The following is a 16972-nucleotide window of genomic DNA, read 5'->3' as shown; positions in this document are numbered from 1 at the left end:
GTTGCTGGTGTTCGCCTGTCTGCTGGTGGGCATTTTCCCGGCCCAGGTGGTCGGCTCGTTGCTGGCCGCCGCCGCATTGCCGGTGGTGGGCGGCCCGTTGCCCGAGTACAGCCTGGCGATCTGGCATGGCCTGAACGCGCCGATGATCATGAGCCTGGTGGCGATGTCCGGCGGCATCGTGCTTTATCTGCTGCTGCGCAATCAGTTCAAACTGGGCCACATCAAGCATCCACCGTTCATCGGCCGATTCAGCGGCAAGCGGCTGTTCGAGCGCTGCCTGGTGCTGATGATGCGCCAGGGCCGACGGCTGGAGCGCAAGATCAGCACCCGGCGCCTGCAAGCGCAGCTGTTCTGGCTGGTGCTGGCCGCCGTACTGGCCGGGCTGATCCCGATGCTCAACAGCCCGCTGGTGTGGGGTGACCGGCCGAAGATCCCTGGCTCCATCGTATTCGTGACCCTGTGGCTGCTGGCAATTGCCTGCGCCCTGGGCGCGGCTTGGCAAGCCAAATATCACCGGCTCGCGGCCCTGACCATGGTCAGCGTCTGCGGCCTGATGACCTGCGTGACCTTCGTCTGGTTCTCGGCCCCCGATCTGGCCCTGACGCAACTGGCCGTGGAAGTGGTCACCACCGTGCTGATCCTGCTGGGCCTGCGCTGGTTGCCCCGGCGGATCGAGAATGCAGCGCCGCGACCCAACAGCGAACGACGCGCACGCATCCGTCGTCTGCGGGACTTGCTGCTGTCCATCGCCGTGGGTGGCGGCATGGCGCTGCTGTCCTACGCAATGCTGACCCGCCAGACACCCAACGATATTTCATCGTTTTACCTGAGCCGGGCCTTGCCCGAGGGCGGCGGCAGCAACGTGGTGAACGTGATGCTGGTGGATTTCCGTGGCTTCGACACCCTTGGCGAGGTCACGGTGCTGGTGGCGGTGGCCCTGGCGGTCTTCGCCCTGCTGCGACGTTTCCGGCCACCCAAGGAAAGCATGCAGCTACCGGCCCAACAGCGTCTGCTGGCACCCGACGTGGTCACCGACCTGGTCAACCCGCGCCACGCCAGTGATACCGCGCTGGGGTTCATGATGGTGCCGTCGGTGCTGGTGCGTTTGCTGCTGCCGATCTCCCTGGTGGTGTCGTTCTACCTGTTCATGCGCGGTCACAATCAACCCGGCGGCGGTTTTGTGGCCGGGCTGGTGATGTCGGTGGCGTTCATCCTGCAATACATGGTCGCCGGCACCCAATGGGTCGAAGCGCAGATGAGCCTGCGTCCGCTGCGCTGGATGGGCACGGGGCTGTTGTTCGCCACGGTCACGGGGCTTGGAGCGATGGCCGTGGGTTATCCATTCCTGACCACCCACACCTGGCATTTCGAGTTGCCGGTGCTGGGTGATATTCATTTGGCCAGCGCGCTGTTCTTCGACATCGGCGTCTACGCCGTGGTGGTCGGTTCGACCCTGTTGATTCTCACCGCCCTGGCTCACCAGTCGGTGCGGGCCCACAAGCCTGGCCTGCATCCAAAACCCATTGCACAACCGGTAGCGGGAGGCGCGGCCTGATGGAAGAAGTCATCGCAATAGCAATCGGCGTGCTGGCCGCCTCCGGGGTCTGGCTGGTGCTGCGACCACGGACGTTCCAAGTGGTCATGGGCCTGTGCCTGCTGTCCTATGGCGTCAATCTGTTCATCTTCAGCATGGGCAGCCTGTTCATCGGCAAGGAACCGATCATCAAGGACGGCATACCCCAGGACCTGCTGCATTACACCGACCCGCTGCCCCAGGCGCTGGTCCTCACTGCGATTGTGATCAGCTTCGCCATGACCGCGCTGTTCCTGGTGGTCCTGCTGGCCTCGCGGGGCTTGACCGGCACGGACCATGTGGACGGTCGGGAGCCCAAGGAATGATGTTGACGCCTCATTTGATCGCCGCGCCGATCCTGCTGCCGCTTTTGACCGCTGCGCTGATGCTCATGCTGGGCGAGAAGCATCGCCCGCTCAAAGCGCGGATCAATCTGTTTTCCAGCCTGCTGGGCCTGGGCATCGCCATGCTGTTGTTGCATTGGACCCAGGACCAGGCCCTGCCCGCCTCCATCGGCGTGTACCTGCCGGGCAACTGGCAGGCGCCGTTCGGCATCGTATTGGTGGTCGATCGTCTGTCGGCGTTGATGCTGGTGTTGACCGGCATCATCGGCGTCAGTGCCTTGCTGTTCGCCACAGCCCGCTGGGATCGCGCCGGCGCGAGTTTCCATGCGCTGTTCCAGATCCAGTTGATGGGCCTCTACGGGGCCTTCCTGACCGCGGATCTGTTCAATCTGTTTGTGTTCTTCGAGGTGCTGCTGGCAGCGTCGTACGGTTTGATGCTGCACGGCTCGGGCCGGGCGCGGGTGTCGTCGGGGTTGCACTACATTTCCATCAACCTGCTGGCCTCCTCGCTGTTCCTGATCGGCGCGGCGCTGATCTATGGCGTCACCGGCACGTTGAACATGGCAGACCTGGCGTTGAAGGTGCCCCTGGTGCCGGAAGCCGACCGGGGCTTGCTGCACGCTGGGGCAGGCATCCTGGCGGTGGCGTTCCTGGCCAAGGCCGGCATGTGGCCGCTGAACTTCTGGCTGGTGCCAGCCTACAGCGCGGCCAGTGCGCCGGTGGCGGCCCTGTTCGCGATCATGACCAAGGTGGGCGTCTACACGATCCTGCGCCTGTGGACGTTGCTGTTCTCCGGCCAGGCTGGTGCCTCGGCATATTTCGGCGGCGACTGGCTGATCTACGGCGGCATGGCGACGATCATCTGTGCCGCCATCGCCATTCTTGCGGCCCAGCGCCTGGAGCGCATGGCCAGCCTGAGTATCCTGGTGTCCGCCGGAATCCTGTTGTCGGCCATCGGCTTTGCCCAGCCAAACCTGGTGGGTGCGGCGCTGTTTTATCTGGTGAGCTCGACCCTGGCACTCTGTGCGTTGTTCTTGCTGGCCGAGCTGATCGAACGCTCGCGCTCGGCCAATGAACCGTCGCTGGAGGACGATCTCGATGTCCTGCCTCGGCCGCTGGAATCCTTGCAACCGCCCAAGGGCATCAACCTCGATGACGAACAGAAAGCCGTCATCGGGCAAGTCATTCCCTGGACCATGGCCTTCCTCGGCTTGAGCTTCATCGCCTGCACGCTGTTGGTGGTGGGCATGCCGCCACTTTCGGGGTTCATCGGCAAGCTGGGGCTCATGAGCGCATTGCTCAACCCTCAGGGGCTTGGGGACAGTGTGGAACCGGTGTCGAACCAGGCGTGGGGCTTGTTGGCGCTGTTGATCCTGTCGGGGCTGGCGTCGTTGATCGCTTTCTCGCGCCTGGGTATCCAGCGCTTCTGGACGCCGCAAGAACGACCGTCACCCTTGTTGCGACCTTCCGAGTGCCTGCCGATCATCGTGCTCCTGGGGTTGGGCATCGCGCTGACCTTCAAGGCCGAGCCACTGCTGCGCTACACCCAGGAGGCGGCCGCCGGGCTGAACACCCCCGAACATTATGTGATGTCGGTGCTCGCTACCCGCCCCGTCCCCGGCCCGAAAGCGGACAGCGCACTGACAGAGGTGCAACCATGAAACGTCTGTTTCCTGCTCCGTGGTTGTCCCTGGCACTCTGGTTGCTCTGGCTGCTGTTGAACCTGTCCCTCAGTGCAGGGCATCTGCTGCTGGGAGCGGCACTGGGCGTGCTGGCACCTTTAATGATGCGCCCGTTGCGCCCCAGGCCCATCCATATTCGGCGGCCCTGGGCAGTGCTGCGGTTGTTCCTGCTGGTGGGTCGCGAAGTGCTGGTGTCCAATCTGGCCGTGGCCTGGAGTGTGATCAACGCTGGACACCGCCCACCTCGCTCGCGGTTCATCAAGGTGCCGCTGGACCTGCACGATGCCAATGGCCTGGCGGCGCTGTCGATGATCACCACAGTGATTCCCGGTACGGTCTGGTCGGAACTGGCCCTGGATCGCAGCGTCCTGCTACTGCACGTGTTCGATCTGGAAGACGAAGCGGCATTCATTACGCACTTCAAGACCACCTTCGAGCGGCCGCTGATGGAGATTTTCGAATGAGCCCATTGCTGTCCAACGCGATCCTGTTGAGCCTGTTCCTGTTCTCCCTGACGATGGTGCTGACCTTGCTGCGTCTGTTCAAGGGACCGTCGGCGCAAGACCGGGTACTGGCCCTGGACTATCTGTACATCGTGGCGATGCTGATGATGCTGGTGCTGGGCATTCGTTACGCCAGTGACACCTATTTCGAGGCGGCGCTGATGATCGCCCTGTTCGGCTTTGTCGGCTCGTTCGCCCTGGCCAAGTTCCTGTTGCGCGGCGAGGTGATTGAATGAGCGGTGAACTGTCGATGTGGGTCGAAATTCCCGTGGCGATCCTGCTGGTGCTCAGCAGCCTGTTCGCCCTGGCCGGAGCGATCGGCCTGGTGCGTTTGAAGGATTATTTCCAGCGCATGCACCCGCCGGCCCTGGCTTCAACATTGGGCGCCTGGTGCGTGGCGCTGGCCTCGATCATCTATTTTTCAGCGCTCAAGTCCGCGCCGGTTCTGCATGCCTGGCTGATACCGATCCTGCTGTCCATCACGGTACCGGTGACCACCCTGTTGCTGGCCCGCGCCGCGTTGTTTCGCAAACGCATGGCCGGGGATGACGTACCGGCGGAAGTCAGCAGCCGCAGGACCGAGCACGGCGGCTGACCAATTCCTGCGGCGTGTCCGTGGCGGCATTGAAGGCAAAGACAGACATGCGCTGTGCGCCTTCACCTACGCATGCCGCCAGAATTTCACCCGATGCATCTTACGAAAATGTCCGGTTCGGAACCGAATCAAGGACATGCCGCCGTCGCGCTTCGCTGCGCTTTTTCAGCGTCAAGAAATCGAAATTTGACTCCATAAAGCCGTCTTCTATCGTTCCCCCCGAGACCGCACCCAGGGACCGGGTGGCCCGGACGCCCTTTGAGGGCGCGGTCGTCGATGTCACTACGATCAAGGAGCAACAAAATGTCTGGAGCGACCCAAACAATTGATGTGCTTGTCACGATTGATGCCGATTACCTGATCGCCCATCCTGGCGATGTCGGCGGCGCAGTGGCCATGCTGGTGAGCCGCGATGCGGTCGACAAGCAAGCCAGCGGCAACACCGGCGAAGGTGGCGACGAGTTGTGGATCGACGTGAACCCCGGCGACAACATCCGCTGGCGCGCAACGACCCTGTCGCGCAACTTCGACCGCGTCGCACTGATCACCAACGTCCAGCAAGGCAATCCTCACCAGGGCGGTGATTACCCAGGTTCCATGTCGACCCCGATCTCCTACAACATCCCGAATATCCCGGTGCCGTACCTGGACAAGGGCGCCCCCCACGGCATCGCCAAAACTGACGTGACCTACACCTTCTGGCAGTCCACGGCCCTGAACGCAGGAAAACTCTGGTACACCGTTACCTTCGTTCTGCTGGACCGGAACCTGAACCAGATTGGTCCGAACTACAGCTGGGACCCCTACATCACTGTCAACTGACAGATCCCTGAGTTGACCACAGCCCTGATCGGTTTTGTCATACGTCTTCGACGATGAACCGGCCAGGGCTGTGCCCGTTCCCGCCATCGCAGGCCCCGCTAGACCGCCCCCTCTGTCGTTTCCGTCAGTGCCGCCAGCACCAAAGGATGCAGTACTGCGCCTGGATGCTCGGTTTGCCAAGCACTCAACTGGCGACGCATGGCCGGCGTCCAGAAGTTCTTCATGTGTTGGCGCACGCCGTTCACCGCCTGTGCGTGATCCGGTTCACTGGCGAAGTACTGCGCGATCTGGTTGGCCATCTTGATCAGGCTTTCGGAACTCATCGCCGCACCTCGGCTTTCTCGGCATGGCGACGCTCTCTGAGCAGACGTCCCTGTTCATCACTGAAGGCCTGGTAGCGCTTCTGCCATTCGGAAGGCTGGCTGACCCGCACGATCTCGACCGCCGTCACTTTGTATTCCGGGCAGTTGGTGGCCCAGTCGGAGTTGTCGGTGGTGATGACGTTGGCGCCCGATTCGGGGAAGTGGAAGGTGGTGTAGACCACCCCTGGCGCCACCCGCTCGGTGACTTTCGCACGCAGCACGGTCTGCCCGGCGCGACTGCCGATACCGACCCAGTCGCCCTCGACGATACCGCGGTTTTCGGCGTCAGTCGGATGAATTTCCAGCCGGTCTTCCTCGTGCCAGGCCACGTTGTCGGTGCGTCGGGTCTGGGCGCCGACGTTGTACTGGCTAAGGATCCGCCCGGTGGTCAGTAGCAACGGATAACGGCTGTTGACCTTCTCCTCGGTGGGTACATAGCCGGTGAGCATGAAGCGTCCCTTGCCACGCACGAACTGCTCGATGTGCATGGTCGGCGTGCCGTCGGGCGCGGCGTCGTTACACGGCCATTGCAGGCTGCCGTGACGATCCAGTTCGGCGTAGCTGACGCGGCTGAAGGTGGGGGTCAGGCGAGCGATCTCGTCCATGATCTGCGAAGGATGGTTGTAGTGCATCTTGTAGCCCAAGGCATCGGCCAGGGCCACGGTGGCTTCCCAGTCGGCCTTACCGGCCAGCGGTTCCATCACCTTGCGCACGCGGGAAATGCGGCGCTCGGCGTTGGTGAAGGTGCCGTCCTTCTCAAGGAACGAGCTGCCCGGCAGGAACACATGGGCGAACTTGGCCGTCTCGTTGAGGAAGATATCCTGCACCACCACGCATTCCATGGCCGACAGGGCCGCGGTCACGTGCTGGGTGTTCGGGTCGCTCTGGGCGATATCCTCGCCCTGGCAGTAAAGCGCCTTGAAGGTCCCGTCCAGGGCCGCTTCGAACATATTGGGAATGCGCAGCCCCGGATCGGGTTGCAGGGTCACGTTCCAGGCCTGTTCGAACTGGGCGCGTACCGTTTCGTTGGAAATGTGCCGATAGCCGGGCAGCTCGTGGGGGAAAGAACCCATGTCGCAGGAACCCTGGACGTTGTTCTGCCCGCGCAGCGGATTCACCCCAACCCCTTCACGGCCAATATTGCCGGTGACCATGGCCAGGTTGGCGATACCCATCACCGAGGTGCTGCCCTGACTGTGTTCGGTGACACCGAGGCCGTAGTAGATAGCGGCATTGTCAACGCTGGCGTACAGCCGCGCGGCGGCGCGGATCTGCTCGGCGGGCACGCCACACACCGGTCCGAGGACTTCGGGCGAGTTTTCCGGCTGGCTGACGAAGTCGCGCCACCGGGCGAAGTCCGCCGCCTCGCAGCGCTCCTCGACAAAAGGCTGGTTGACCAGCCCCTCAGTGACAATCACATGGGCCAGCGCATTGAGCATGGCCACGTTGGTCCCCGGACGCAGTTGCAAGTGCAGTTCGGCACGGGCATGGGGGGAGTCCACCAGATCGATACGACGCGGGTCGATGACGATCAGCCGTGCGCCCTGGCGCAAGCGACGCTTGAGCTGGGAGCCGAACACCGGGTGAGCGTCGGTGGGGTTGGCACCCATCACCAGGATCACGTCGGCCTTCATCACCGAGTCGAAATTCTGGGTGCCGGCGGATTCGCCCAAGGTCTGCTTGAGGCCATAACCGGTGGGCGAATGGCAGACCCGGGCGCACGTGTCGACGTTGTTGTTGCCGAAAGCGGTGCGCACCAGTTTCTGCACCAGGTAGGTTTCTTCGTTGGTGCAGCGGCTGGAGGTGATGCCACCGATGGAGTCGCGCCCGTATTTGAGCTGGATACGCCGTAATTCGCTGGCCGCGTAGTTGACCGCCTCTTCCCAGCTGACTTCCTGCCACGGGTCGCTGATGTGCTTGCGGATCATCGGTTTGGTGATGCGGTCTGGGTGGGTGGCGTAACCCCAGGCGAAACGGCCCTTGACGCAGGAGTGCCCATGGTTGGCCTGGCCGTTCTTGTCCGGGACCATGCGCACCAGTTGCTCGCCTTTCATTTCGGCGCGGAAGGAGCAGCCTACACCGCAATAGGCACAGGTGGTGATGACGCTGCGCTCCGGCTGGCCGATCTCCACAACGCTCTTGTCGATCAGGGTCGCCGTCGGGCAGGCCTGGACACAGGCGCCGCAGGAGACGCATTCGGAGTCGAGGAAGTTGTCACCGCCGGCCGCCGCCACGCGGGAATCGAAGCCGCGTCCGGTGATGGTCAGGGCAAACGTGCCCTGGATTTCCTCACAGGCGCGCACACAACGGTTACAGACGATGCATTTGCTCGGGTCATACTCGAAATAAGGGTTGGAGACGTCCTTGGCTTCGGCCAGGTGATTGGCACCCTCGTAGCCGTAGCGCACCTCGCGCAGGCCCACCTGCCCCGCCACCGTCTGCAATTCACAGTTGCCGTTGGCGGCGCACGTCAGGCAGTCCAGCGGGTGATCGGAAATGTACATTTCCATCACGTTGCGCCGCAGATCGGCCAGTCTGGACGTTTGGGTGCGCACCACCATGCCTTGTGTCACCGGCGTGGTGCAGGAGGCCGGGTAGCCACGCATACCGTCGATCTCCACCAGGCACATGCGGCAGGAGCCGAAGGCTTCCAGGCTGTCGGTGGCGCAGAGTTTTGGAATGGTGGTGCCGAGCATGGCCGCCGCGCGCATCACCGAGGTGCCAGAGGCGACGCTGATTTCGCGGCCATCAATGGTCAGGCTGACCTGCACGTCGCTTTCACGTGCCGGGGTGCCAAGGTCGATATCGCTGCTTGGGTCGAAGATATTGATCATTGGTCGGCCTCCGTGGTCGCCAGACCGAAGTCGGCGGGAAAATGCTTGAGGGCGCTGCCGACGGGAAAGGAAGTCATCCCACCCAGGGCGCAGAGCGAGCCGTACTGCATGGTGTCGCAAAGGTCTTGCAGCAGCAGTGCCTGCTCCTGGCGCGCAGCGGCATCGGTGCTGGCGATCAAGCGGTCCACCACTTCCACGCCACGGGTGGAACCGATCCGGCACGGCGTGCACTTGCCGCAGGATTCCTCGGCGCAGAACTGCAAGGCAAAACGGGCCATCCGGGCCATGTCCAGGCTGTCGTCGGCAACCACCACACCACCGTGGCCGAGCATGGCGCCCATGGCGGCGAATGCCTCGTAGTCCAGCGGCGTGTCGAACTGCGAAGGCGGCACCCAGGCACCCAACGGCCCGCCCACTTGCGCGGCCTTGAGCGGCCGACCACTGGCGGTACCGCCCCCATAACCTTCCACCAGCTCACGCAGGCTCAAACCGAAGGCGCGCTCTACCAGGCCGCCGTGACGGATGTTGCCCGCCAGTTGAAAAGGCATCGTGCCCAAGGAACGGCCCATGCCGAAATCACGGTAAAACTGTGCGCCCTTCTCCAGGATCACGGGCACCGAGGCCAGGGTCAGCACGTTGTGGACCAGTGTCGGCAGCCCGAACAAACCTTGCAGCGCCGGCAATGGCGGTTTGGCGCGAACGGTGCCGCGCTTGCCCTCCAGCGATTCCAGCAAGGCGGTTTCCTCACCACAGATGTAGGCCCCCGCGCCCACCCGGACTTCCAGCTCGAACGCGCGCCCGCTGCCGCCCACGTTCGTCCCCAGATAACCCGCCTGGCGAGCGATGCCCAGGGCGGCATTGAGGGTAGCTACCGCGTCCGGGTACTCCGAACGCACGTAGATGTAGCCCATGGTCGCGCCGACCGCGATACCCGCGATAATCATGCCTTCGATCAAAAGGAACGGATCGCCTTCCATCAGCATACGGTCGGCAAACGTGCCGGAGTCGCCCTCATCGGCGTTACACACCACATACTTCTGTGCGCCTACCGCGTCGCGAACGGTGCGCCACTTGATGCCCGCCGGGAACGCCGCGCCACCGCGGCCACGCAGGCCGGAATCGAGCACGCTGGCGACCACGTCGGCGCCGTCCATCTGGATCGCCCGCGCAAGCCCAAGAAAGCCACCTTGGGCACGGTAATCGTCCAGGGACAGCGGTTGAGTGATGCCGGCACGCGCAAACAGCAGACGCTGCTGGCTTTTGAGGTACGGAATTTCCTCGACCAGCCCCAAGGCCAACGGATGACTGGCGGGATCTCCCGCCAGGGCATCGAGCAGGCTCGGCACGTCTTGCGGCGTGATCGGGCCAAAGCCCAGCCGGCCCTCGGCGGTTTCAAGCTCCAGCATTGGCTCCAACCAATAGAGCCCACGGGAGCTGGTGCGGCGCAGTTCAAGCGGCAGTTGTCGACGCTCGGCCTCACTCACCAGCGCCACGGCAACCTTGTCCGCCCCCACGGCGCGGGCCACTGAATCACGGGGGATACAGAGCTTCAGCATGCGCCCTCCTCCAGACAGCCCTTCACCAGCTCGCGCAAGCGTTCGGGGGTTAACCGTGCATGCAGCTCGCCGTCCAGTTCCAGAGCAGGTGAACAGACGCAGGCACCCAGGCAATAGACGGGACGCAGGCTGATGCTGCCATCGGCACTGGTGCCATGGTCATCCAGCGCCAATTGCTCACGCAACTGCGCAGCCAGGCCCTCGGCCCCCATGCTCTGGCAGGACTCGGCCCGGCACAGACGCAGCGTGTGGCGCGCCGGCGGCGAGGTACGGAAGTCGTGGTAGAAGCTGATTACGCCGCGCACTTCAGCCTGGCTGAGGTTCAAGGCATGGGCAATCTCCGGGACGGCGGCGTCGGGAACGTACCCGCAGCCTTCCTGGATGGCGTGGAGAATCGGCAGCAAGGCACCGGGAGTGTCCTTTTCGCGCTGCAACACGCTATGAATCAGAGGCAGGTGAAGCGTCTCATCAGGCATAAACGTACCTCGGCATCTCGAACGATACCGCCGCAACGCGACGACCGTCCGGAGTCTTGGCTGCGGTGCCGGGCCACGTCACGGACGCGTGGCTGATCCAGTCACCATTCTCGCTCTCCGGCCAAGTGTCTAGGCGCACCAGGTCCGGGGCATCGTTACAGCTTGCCACTCCCGGGGGGCGGCGATTGCACACAGACGACTTAACGTGTCCTGAAAGCGACTTGAGCCGGGAGGCGGTCAGCCCTCATAGCTTAATTCACTATTGGGTATTGGCCAGTCGATGCTACCGGTGGTGGTTTTTGGGGGGCTACATATCCTTGCGCTTAGGCGAGTTGCTCGAAAGTTGTCTTGTCGAGGTGAAAATACTTATGACTCGCGGTATTTCAATGGATGAGCTCCTGAGCGGTGGCTGCCAATTGACGACCAACCCGATCCTTTAACGTGTCGATGAAGCGGGTGATTTTTGCATCGACAAACTGTCGTGAGTTGTAGATGGCATAGACGTTGCGCTCATACGTATGGAAGTCAGGCAGAACCCGCACCAGCTTCCCGGAGCGCAAATCCTCGACGGCCGTAAACCCGGCCAGCAACCCAATTCCAGCCCCCTCCCGAATAGCCACCGCCATCGCATCCATATCGTTCACGCTGAAACTTGGCCCGGCAGGGACAAATGTCGCGTCGCCCGCCTTGCTCTTCAGTTGCCACTCATCCCTGACATAGTCCACGGTGCCCAGCAGCAGACACTGGTGATCATCGAGATCCTTCGGCGTCACGGGCGGCGCATGTCGAGCCAGATAGTCTGGTGACGCCACCAGAACGCAATGGCTGACACCGATCTTTTGGCTGACATACGCCGAATCAGGCAGCGTTCGGGCAATCAGAATCGAGACATCGAGCTGGTCTTCAAGCAGGTTAGGCATGCGCTGGGAAAGCAATAGATCCACAGTGACATCCGGAAAATGTTTGCGGTATTCCAGCACGGCTCCCGTGACCAGATGCCGAGCCAGTCCGGGTACACAATGCACACGGAGTGTTCCCCTGGGCTGCAAGGCCGCGTTGCTTGCTTCGGCTTCCGCACTCTCAAGATCAGCCAGAATTTTCGTGCACCGCTCATAGAACCGCCGCCCCGCATCAGTGACCGACAGGCGCCGGGTCGAGCGTTGCAACAGACGCGCATCGAGCACGTTTTCGAGCGCAGAAACAGCACGCGATACGTTACCTACTGTGGAGTCCAGATGATTTGCCACGGCAGTGAAACTGCCCATCTCGACAACCTTTATGTAGACCGACATGTTCGAAAGCTTATCCATTGCGACCTTCCTTCAGATCTGACGCATACCCGTGAAAACACGCATTTTTCCATGATGCTACACGCTCGGCCCGATGCTCGATATTACCTCTGCTGACAACAATGATTCCCTCTGGGCCGACTAAATCAACGGTGTCGCCTTCCATAGACTTGGTTGCACAGGCCGCCTCAACAGGCCTGCGGCACAGCCACTCAGGCGCCGAGCGTCATACCAAACCCTGACAACCAAATGAAGGCCACATCATGAACACTCCCTACGACCCGCTTTATCTTTTCATCGGTGGTGAATGGATCAGTGACCAAGGGCGCGACACTGCTGCTGTCGTTAACCCGGCAACCGGACGGATGATCGGGCGCGTCCCCCTCGCCACCGCAGGTGACCTTGATAACGCCCTTGAGGTGGCTCGACTGAGCTTCGAACAATGGCGCCAGACCGTACCTGACAAACGCGCAAAAATCCTCAAGCGGGCCGCCGACCTGATCATTGAACGAGCACCGCACATCGCCGCGCAAATGACACTGGAAGAAGGCAAGCCGCTGGGTGAAAGCATGGATGAAGTGATACGTGCGGCGGAATACTTCGAGTGGTTCGCCGAGAGTGCCCGGCGTATTGATGGCCGCGTGGTACCGGCCAACCGTCCTGGCGTACTGCAACTGGTCAAACGCCAGGCCATCGGCCCAGTGGCAGCGTTCACACCCTGGAACTTCCCGGCCATTACTCCAGCCCGCAAGCTCTCGGCAGCCTTGGCCGCCGGGTGCAGCGTTATCCTCAAGCCAGGTGAAGAAAGTCCTTCCACAGCGCTGGCCCTGGCTCGTGCGCTCGACGACGCAGGCTTGCCCAAAGGGGTGCTGCAGGTGGTCTTCGGCGTACCGGATCAAGTGTCCAGCCATCTGATCGCCTCACCGATCATTCGCAAAGTCACCTTTACCGGCTCAGTGCCCATCGGTCGCCTGCTATCTGCCCGAGCTGCCGAAGGCGTTAAGCCCATCACCCTTGAGTTGGGTGGGCACGGCCCCGTGCTCGTATTCGCAGATGCAGATATTGAAAAGGCTGCAACCGAAGGTGTCGCGAATCGGTTTCGCGGGACCGGACAGGTGTGCATTTCATCCACTCGTTTTCTGATCCAGCGCGGTGCCTATCAAGCTTTTGTCGATCATTTTGTCGCTGCAACCAAAGCCCTGAGAATCGGTGATGGCCTGCATCCAGACACTCAAGTGGGCCCTTTGGCCAACCCAAGGCAATTGGCAAAGATGGAAGAACTGGTGGCCGATGCCGTCGAGAAAGGTGCTCGGGTATTGATCGGGGGCGAAGCGTTGTCACGTGAAGGCTTCTTCTTCCAGCCCACCGTTCTGGCGGATGTGCCGCTGAACGCCCGAGTCATGCACGAAGAACCCTTTGGCCCGATCGCAGTACTGATGCCGTTCGATGAATTGGCGGATGGACTGAAAGAAGCGAACCGCCTGCCCTACGGGCTCTCAGCGTACGCATTCACATCCAGTGCGCGAACCGCCATTGACGTCGCTGACGGATTGGAGGCCGGAATGATTGGGATCAACCAATACCGCATCGTCGCCACCGAGCTTCCGTTCGGCGGCATGAAAGAAAGCGGTCATGGCTCGGAAGGCGGCATTGAAGGCATCGAGCACTATCTGACCCACAAATTCATCAGCCAGGTTTAAGGGTAATTCCCATGTCCAAGATCAATTTCAGCAGTCCCCGCGAAGCGGCGCGCGCATTCACGCCCAAGTTGTCGCAGTTCGTCGACTCAACGCTTTATCCGCAGATCTGGAGCGATCCGGCATTGTCTCCCCGCGACCGCAGCCTGATCACCGTGGCCGCATTGATCGCCGGGGGCCACTCGGAAGAATTGCCCGCTCATTTACGCCGGGCGGTGGGCAATGGCGTTAACCATGACGAAATTGCAGCGGCGATCACGCACCTGGCTTTCTACGTGGGATTCCCTGGCGCCATTACCGCGTCTGCTATCGCCAACGCCACGTTTACCGAATCGGAGAACAACCAAGCATGAAAGCCATCAACATCAGAGAATTTGGTGCCGCAGACGTTCTGGAACTCGCAGAGGTTGCCACTCCTGAAGTGCGTCCTACCGACCTGCTAGTGCGTGTCTATGCCGCGGGGGTAAACCGTGCGGATCTGACTCATCGAACGGGTGGCTATGGCCATCCTAATTTCGGCGACTCCCTGATCATCGGGCTGGAGATCGCCGGAGAGGTGATCGATGCAGGCAGTGAGGTGATCGGATTTGAGGTGGGTGATCGAGTGATGGGCGTTGTTGGAGGCGGCGCCTATGCCGAACTGGCTCGAATCGACTACCGCATGGCCATGCACATCCCTGCCCAACTGGACTATGTGCACGCGGCAGCAATTCCGGAGGTCTTCGTCACCGCCCATGAAGCGATGATGCATCTGGCTCGGCTCAAGGCCAGCGACTCGGTGCTGATTCACGCTGCTGCTGGAGGCGTTGGGTCTGCAGCCGTGCAGCTGGCTTACGCCACAGGCGCCACGGTGTATGCGACAACTGAAGGCAGCAAGTTGTCTCGCGTCGAACACTTGGGGGCAGATGTCGCGATTGACTACAAGACACAGGACTTCGCCGAAGTCATTGCCGATAAAACCAACGGTCGAGGCGTCGATATCGTCATCGACTTCGTCGGCGAGCCCTACTTCGCACGCAACGTCGCGTCCCTTGCGCATGGCGGCCGCCTGATTCAGGTTGGCATCCTCGGCGGTGGCGGCAAAGTAACTATAGAGCTGGAGCATATCCTCTACCGTCACTTGCAAATCATTGGCACGGTCATGAAGTCCCGCACGCAGCCGGAGAAGCACGACATGATCAGGCGCTTCCGTGAGCATTGGCTTGATCGCTTCGATGGCGCTGCAAGCCTCGAGCCTGTCGTTGACAGCACGTTCCCGTTATCACGTGCCGCCGATGCACATCGCCGGATGGAATCTTGCAAGAACGTCGGGAAAATCATTTTGACCATGCAGCCTGAAGACTTGGTTTGAGTCTGGCGTCTTGCGATAGAACTGAAACGGTGCCCCTGGTGGGCACCCTTCAGGATGAAAAAACCATTTTCACAGGACTAGGCCCGTTGTTCCATGGCTTCTCAGGTACTACGGTCGTATTCGCCTTCTCAGTAACTCGGATAACAGCATCGGCATCCCGGACTCCTGATTACCCGGCTCATTTCCTGGCCCATAGGTTTCCCCTGTTGTCGCTGCCGCCCACTGTTTCATGCCCTCTGGCAGCGGCGCCCCTTTTGTTCGTCGTTGCTTTAACGGTATGTTTAAGTCCTCAACTCGAGGACGACCTATGGCCATCCACGCACCCACCGTCACGCAAAAACACTTGGCAGTGTTAATCGACGCCGACAACGCCGCGGCGGCAATTGTTGAAGGTTTATTCGAAGAAATCGCCAAGTATGGTGTCGCCAACGTCAAGCGGATCTATGGCGACTGGACTGGCCCTCAGTTGGGCGGATGGAAAAAGGTGCTGCTCGACCATTCGATTCAGCCTATTCAACAGTTCGCGTATACCAAAGGTAAGAACGCAACAGACAGTGCGTTGATCATCGACGCAATGGACCTGCTATACACCCGCCGCTTCGACGGTTTCTGCCTGGTCTCGAGCGACAGTGACTTCACCCGGCTCGCATCGCGGTTACGAGAAGAAGGTTTGACGGTCTACGGGTTTGGTGAAGAAAAAACCCCGAGACCGTTCGTGTCGGCCTGCGACAAGTTTATCTATACCGAATTGTTGCGCGGTGAAGCGCTTGTTGCTGCAAGCAATGGACATGATCGCCCCGAACCCGAGCCACTCGCCGAAATTGAGACCGTCAATGTCGCCAGTACGCCCGAGGCGAAAAAACTACCCAAGGCACCCGTAAGTTTTATTGCAAAGATATTGGATGACATTGCCGACGAGGATGGCTGGGTTCACCTGGGTGCGCTAGGCACCAACATCAGCAAATTGAGACCTGAATTCGACCCTCGCACCCATGGTTACAAAAAGCTCAGTGAACTGATCAAGGGGTATCCGGATACGTTTGAACTGCAAGCTAGAGGAACGTCCGGAGTGGGTGGTTCAATTCTCTATGCCCGGCATCGACAGCCCGGTTTGTAGCCCCCAAAACCAATGACCGCTCTTGGCCCAGAGTGTGTGGAAACGCCGTCATTGGAGAAATTTTACCAAGCGATGATCTATTGCCGGTCGCCAGGACTAGATCGATTCCAAAGGGACGAAAATGACATTGACTGTCGAAAGGTTGGTCAGGATAGCAATGGCCAATCCAATAAATGCGGAAATCACCTCACGCCTACCTTCACTCGGTTTGAATCAATGCATGCTCACTGCAGGCTGCCTGTTCCAAGCCGTCTGGAATCATCAGTCACAGCTGCCACCAGCCTGGGGAGTGAAGGATTACGACGTTTTTTACTTCGACAGTGATCTGTCCTGGGACGCTGAGAATGAGGTCATCAACTCAGCTCAGCGTCTCTTCCAAGACCTTGAAGTGAACGTTGAGATCAAGAATCAGGCTCGCGTTCACCTGTGGTACCGCCAGCGGTTTGGAGCGGACTATCCCCAGCTTCAGTCGGCTAAAGACGGAGTTGATCGCTACCTGGTTTCGGGTACCTGCATTGGTTTGGATATAGAAACTGGCGAAGTTTATGCCCCCAACGGCCTGACCGACACCGAGCAAGGGTTCCTTCGCATCAACCCAAAGAATCCCAAGCCGGATCTGTTCGATCAGAAGGCGAAAAGTTATCAGGCTCGCTGGCCTTGGCTCAGGATCGTGGAAACACAAAGTTGAATCGGAGCGCTTGGCGTATCCCGGCCAAGCAAAAGGCGCATACCCTCTCACCTTCCCAGCGTGAGACATATCGATATTGATGA

General features: G+C 60.8%; 17 protein-coding genes. 12 read left to right on the top strand and 5 right to left on the bottom strand.

Going from position 1 to position 16972, the window contains the following annotated elements; all coding sequences use genetic code 11:
* The 7 genes from mbhE to GSM73_RS08870 form a co-directional block, all read left to right on the top strand.
* On the top strand, nt 1-1555 hold a 1555-nt coding region (gene mbhE / locus GSM73_RS27120), incomplete at its 5' end, for a hydrogen gas-evolving membrane-bound hydrogenase subunit E (RefSeq protein ID WP_256676790.1).
* Nucleotides 1555-1899 carry a Na+/H+ antiporter subunit C gene (locus tag GSM73_RS08895; protein WP_047225720.1) on the top strand — a complete coding sequence of 115 codons (345 nt, stop codon included), beginning with the start codon at nt 1555-1557 and terminating at the stop codon, nt 1897-1899. The genes mbhE and GSM73_RS08895, both read left to right, overlap by 1 nt.
* Complete coding sequence (locus GSM73_RS08890; protein ID WP_160892222.1) at nt 1896-3578, top strand: monovalent cation/H+ antiporter subunit D; 1683 nt, start codon at nt 1896-1898, stop codon at nt 3576-3578. Before GSM73_RS08895 ends, GSM73_RS08890 begins: the two co-directional genes overlap by 4 nt.
* Nucleotides 3575-4063: a Na+/H+ antiporter subunit E gene (locus GSM73_RS08885; protein WP_139049914.1), complete on the top strand. Its 489-nt coding sequence runs from the start codon at nt 3575-3577 to the stop codon at nt 4061-4063. The genes GSM73_RS08890 and GSM73_RS08885 overlap by 4 nt, the downstream gene beginning before the upstream one ends.
* Nucleotides 4060-4338, top strand: a complete 279-nt coding sequence (locus GSM73_RS08880) for a K+/H+ antiporter subunit F (RefSeq protein WP_047225717.1) — start codon at nt 4060-4062, stop codon at nt 4336-4338. The genes GSM73_RS08885 and GSM73_RS08880 overlap by 4 nt, the downstream gene beginning before the upstream one ends.
* Entirely contained in the window at nt 4335-4697 is a 363-nt protein-coding gene (locus GSM73_RS08875) for a Na+/H+ antiporter subunit G (RefSeq protein ID WP_047225716.1), read from the top strand. The genes GSM73_RS08880 and GSM73_RS08875 overlap by 4 nt, the downstream gene beginning before the upstream one ends.
* 303 nt (nt 4698-5000) lie before the next feature.
* Nucleotides 5001-5519 carry an AidA/PixA family protein gene (locus GSM73_RS08870; protein WP_047225715.1) on the top strand — a complete coding sequence of 173 codons (519 nt, stop codon included), beginning with the start codon at nt 5001-5003 and terminating at the stop codon, nt 5517-5519.
* Between the two features lie 98 nt (nt 5520-5617).
* On the opposite strand, the gene GSM73_RS08865 is transcribed toward GSM73_RS08870, so the two are convergent.
* The 5 genes from GSM73_RS08865 to GSM73_RS08845 form a co-directional block, all read right to left on the bottom strand.
* Complete coding sequence (locus tag GSM73_RS08865) at nt 5618-5842, bottom strand: formate dehydrogenase subunit delta (RefSeq protein ID WP_076384381.1); 225 nt, start codon at nt 5840-5842, stop codon at nt 5618-5620.
* Nucleotides 5839-8715 (bottom strand): formate dehydrogenase subunit alpha, encoded by a 2877-nt coding sequence (gene fdhF, locus GSM73_RS08860; protein WP_076384379.1) that lies wholly within the window; start codon nt 8713-8715, stop codon nt 5839-5841. Before fdhF ends, GSM73_RS08865 begins: the two co-directional genes overlap by 4 nt.
* A complete protein-coding gene (locus GSM73_RS08855) occupies nt 8712-10271 on the bottom strand; it encodes an NADH-quinone oxidoreductase subunit NuoF (protein WP_139049911.1) in 1560 nt (519 codons plus the stop codon). Before GSM73_RS08855 ends, fdhF begins: the two co-directional genes overlap by 4 nt.
* Complete coding sequence (locus GSM73_RS08850; protein WP_047225711.1) at nt 10265-10747, bottom strand: formate dehydrogenase subunit gamma; 483 nt, start codon at nt 10745-10747, stop codon at nt 10265-10267. The genes GSM73_RS08855 and GSM73_RS08850 overlap by 7 nt, the downstream gene beginning before the upstream one ends.
* Before the next feature lie 383 nt (nt 10748-11130).
* The gene (locus GSM73_RS08845; RefSeq protein ID WP_047225710.1) at nt 11131-12057 is read right to left on the bottom strand and encodes a LysR family transcriptional regulator; all 927 of its coding nucleotides are present in this window, start codon (nt 12055-12057) and stop codon (nt 11131-11133) included.
* 242 nt (nt 12058-12299) lie between these two features.
* Between GSM73_RS08845 and GSM73_RS08840 the strand changes: the two genes are divergently transcribed.
* The 5 genes from GSM73_RS08840 (at nt 12300) to GSM73_RS08820 (ending at nt 16889) form a co-directional block, all read left to right on the top strand.
* Nucleotides 12300-13736, top strand: coding sequence for an NAD-dependent succinate-semialdehyde dehydrogenase (locus GSM73_RS08840; RefSeq protein WP_047225709.1), 1437 nt, complete (start codon nt 12300-12302; stop codon nt 13734-13736).
* Between the two features lie 11 nt (nt 13737-13747).
* The gene (locus tag GSM73_RS08835) at nt 13748-14086 is read left to right on the top strand and encodes a carboxymuconolactone decarboxylase family protein (RefSeq protein ID WP_047225708.1); all 339 of its coding nucleotides are present in this window, start codon (nt 13748-13750) and stop codon (nt 14084-14086) included.
* Complete coding sequence (locus GSM73_RS08830) at nt 14083-15084, top strand: NAD(P)H-quinone oxidoreductase (RefSeq protein WP_160892220.1); 1002 nt, start codon at nt 14083-14085, stop codon at nt 15082-15084. The genes GSM73_RS08835 and GSM73_RS08830 overlap by 4 nt, the downstream gene beginning before the upstream one ends.
* Before the next feature lie 307 nt (nt 15085-15391).
* Nucleotides 15392-16201, top strand: a complete 810-nt coding sequence (locus GSM73_RS08825; protein ID WP_107322332.1) for an NYN domain-containing protein — start codon at nt 15392-15394, stop codon at nt 16199-16201.
* A gap of 157 nt (nt 16202-16358) precedes the next feature.
* Nucleotides 16359-16889, top strand: a complete 531-nt coding sequence (locus GSM73_RS08820; protein WP_256676789.1) for a nucleotidyltransferase family protein — start codon at nt 16359-16361, stop codon at nt 16887-16889.
* Nucleotides 16890-16972 lie beyond the last annotated feature (83 nt).

Origin of the sequence: Pseudomonas sp. PICF6, assembly GCF_009831705.1 — a bacterium.
GTDB classification, from domain to species: Bacteria; Pseudomonadota; Gammaproteobacteria; order Pseudomonadales; family Pseudomonadaceae; genus Aquipseudomonas; species Aquipseudomonas rhizophila.
The sequence above is the reverse complement of the archived record's forward strand: the minus strand, read 5'-3'. Positions and strand labels throughout refer to the sequence as shown.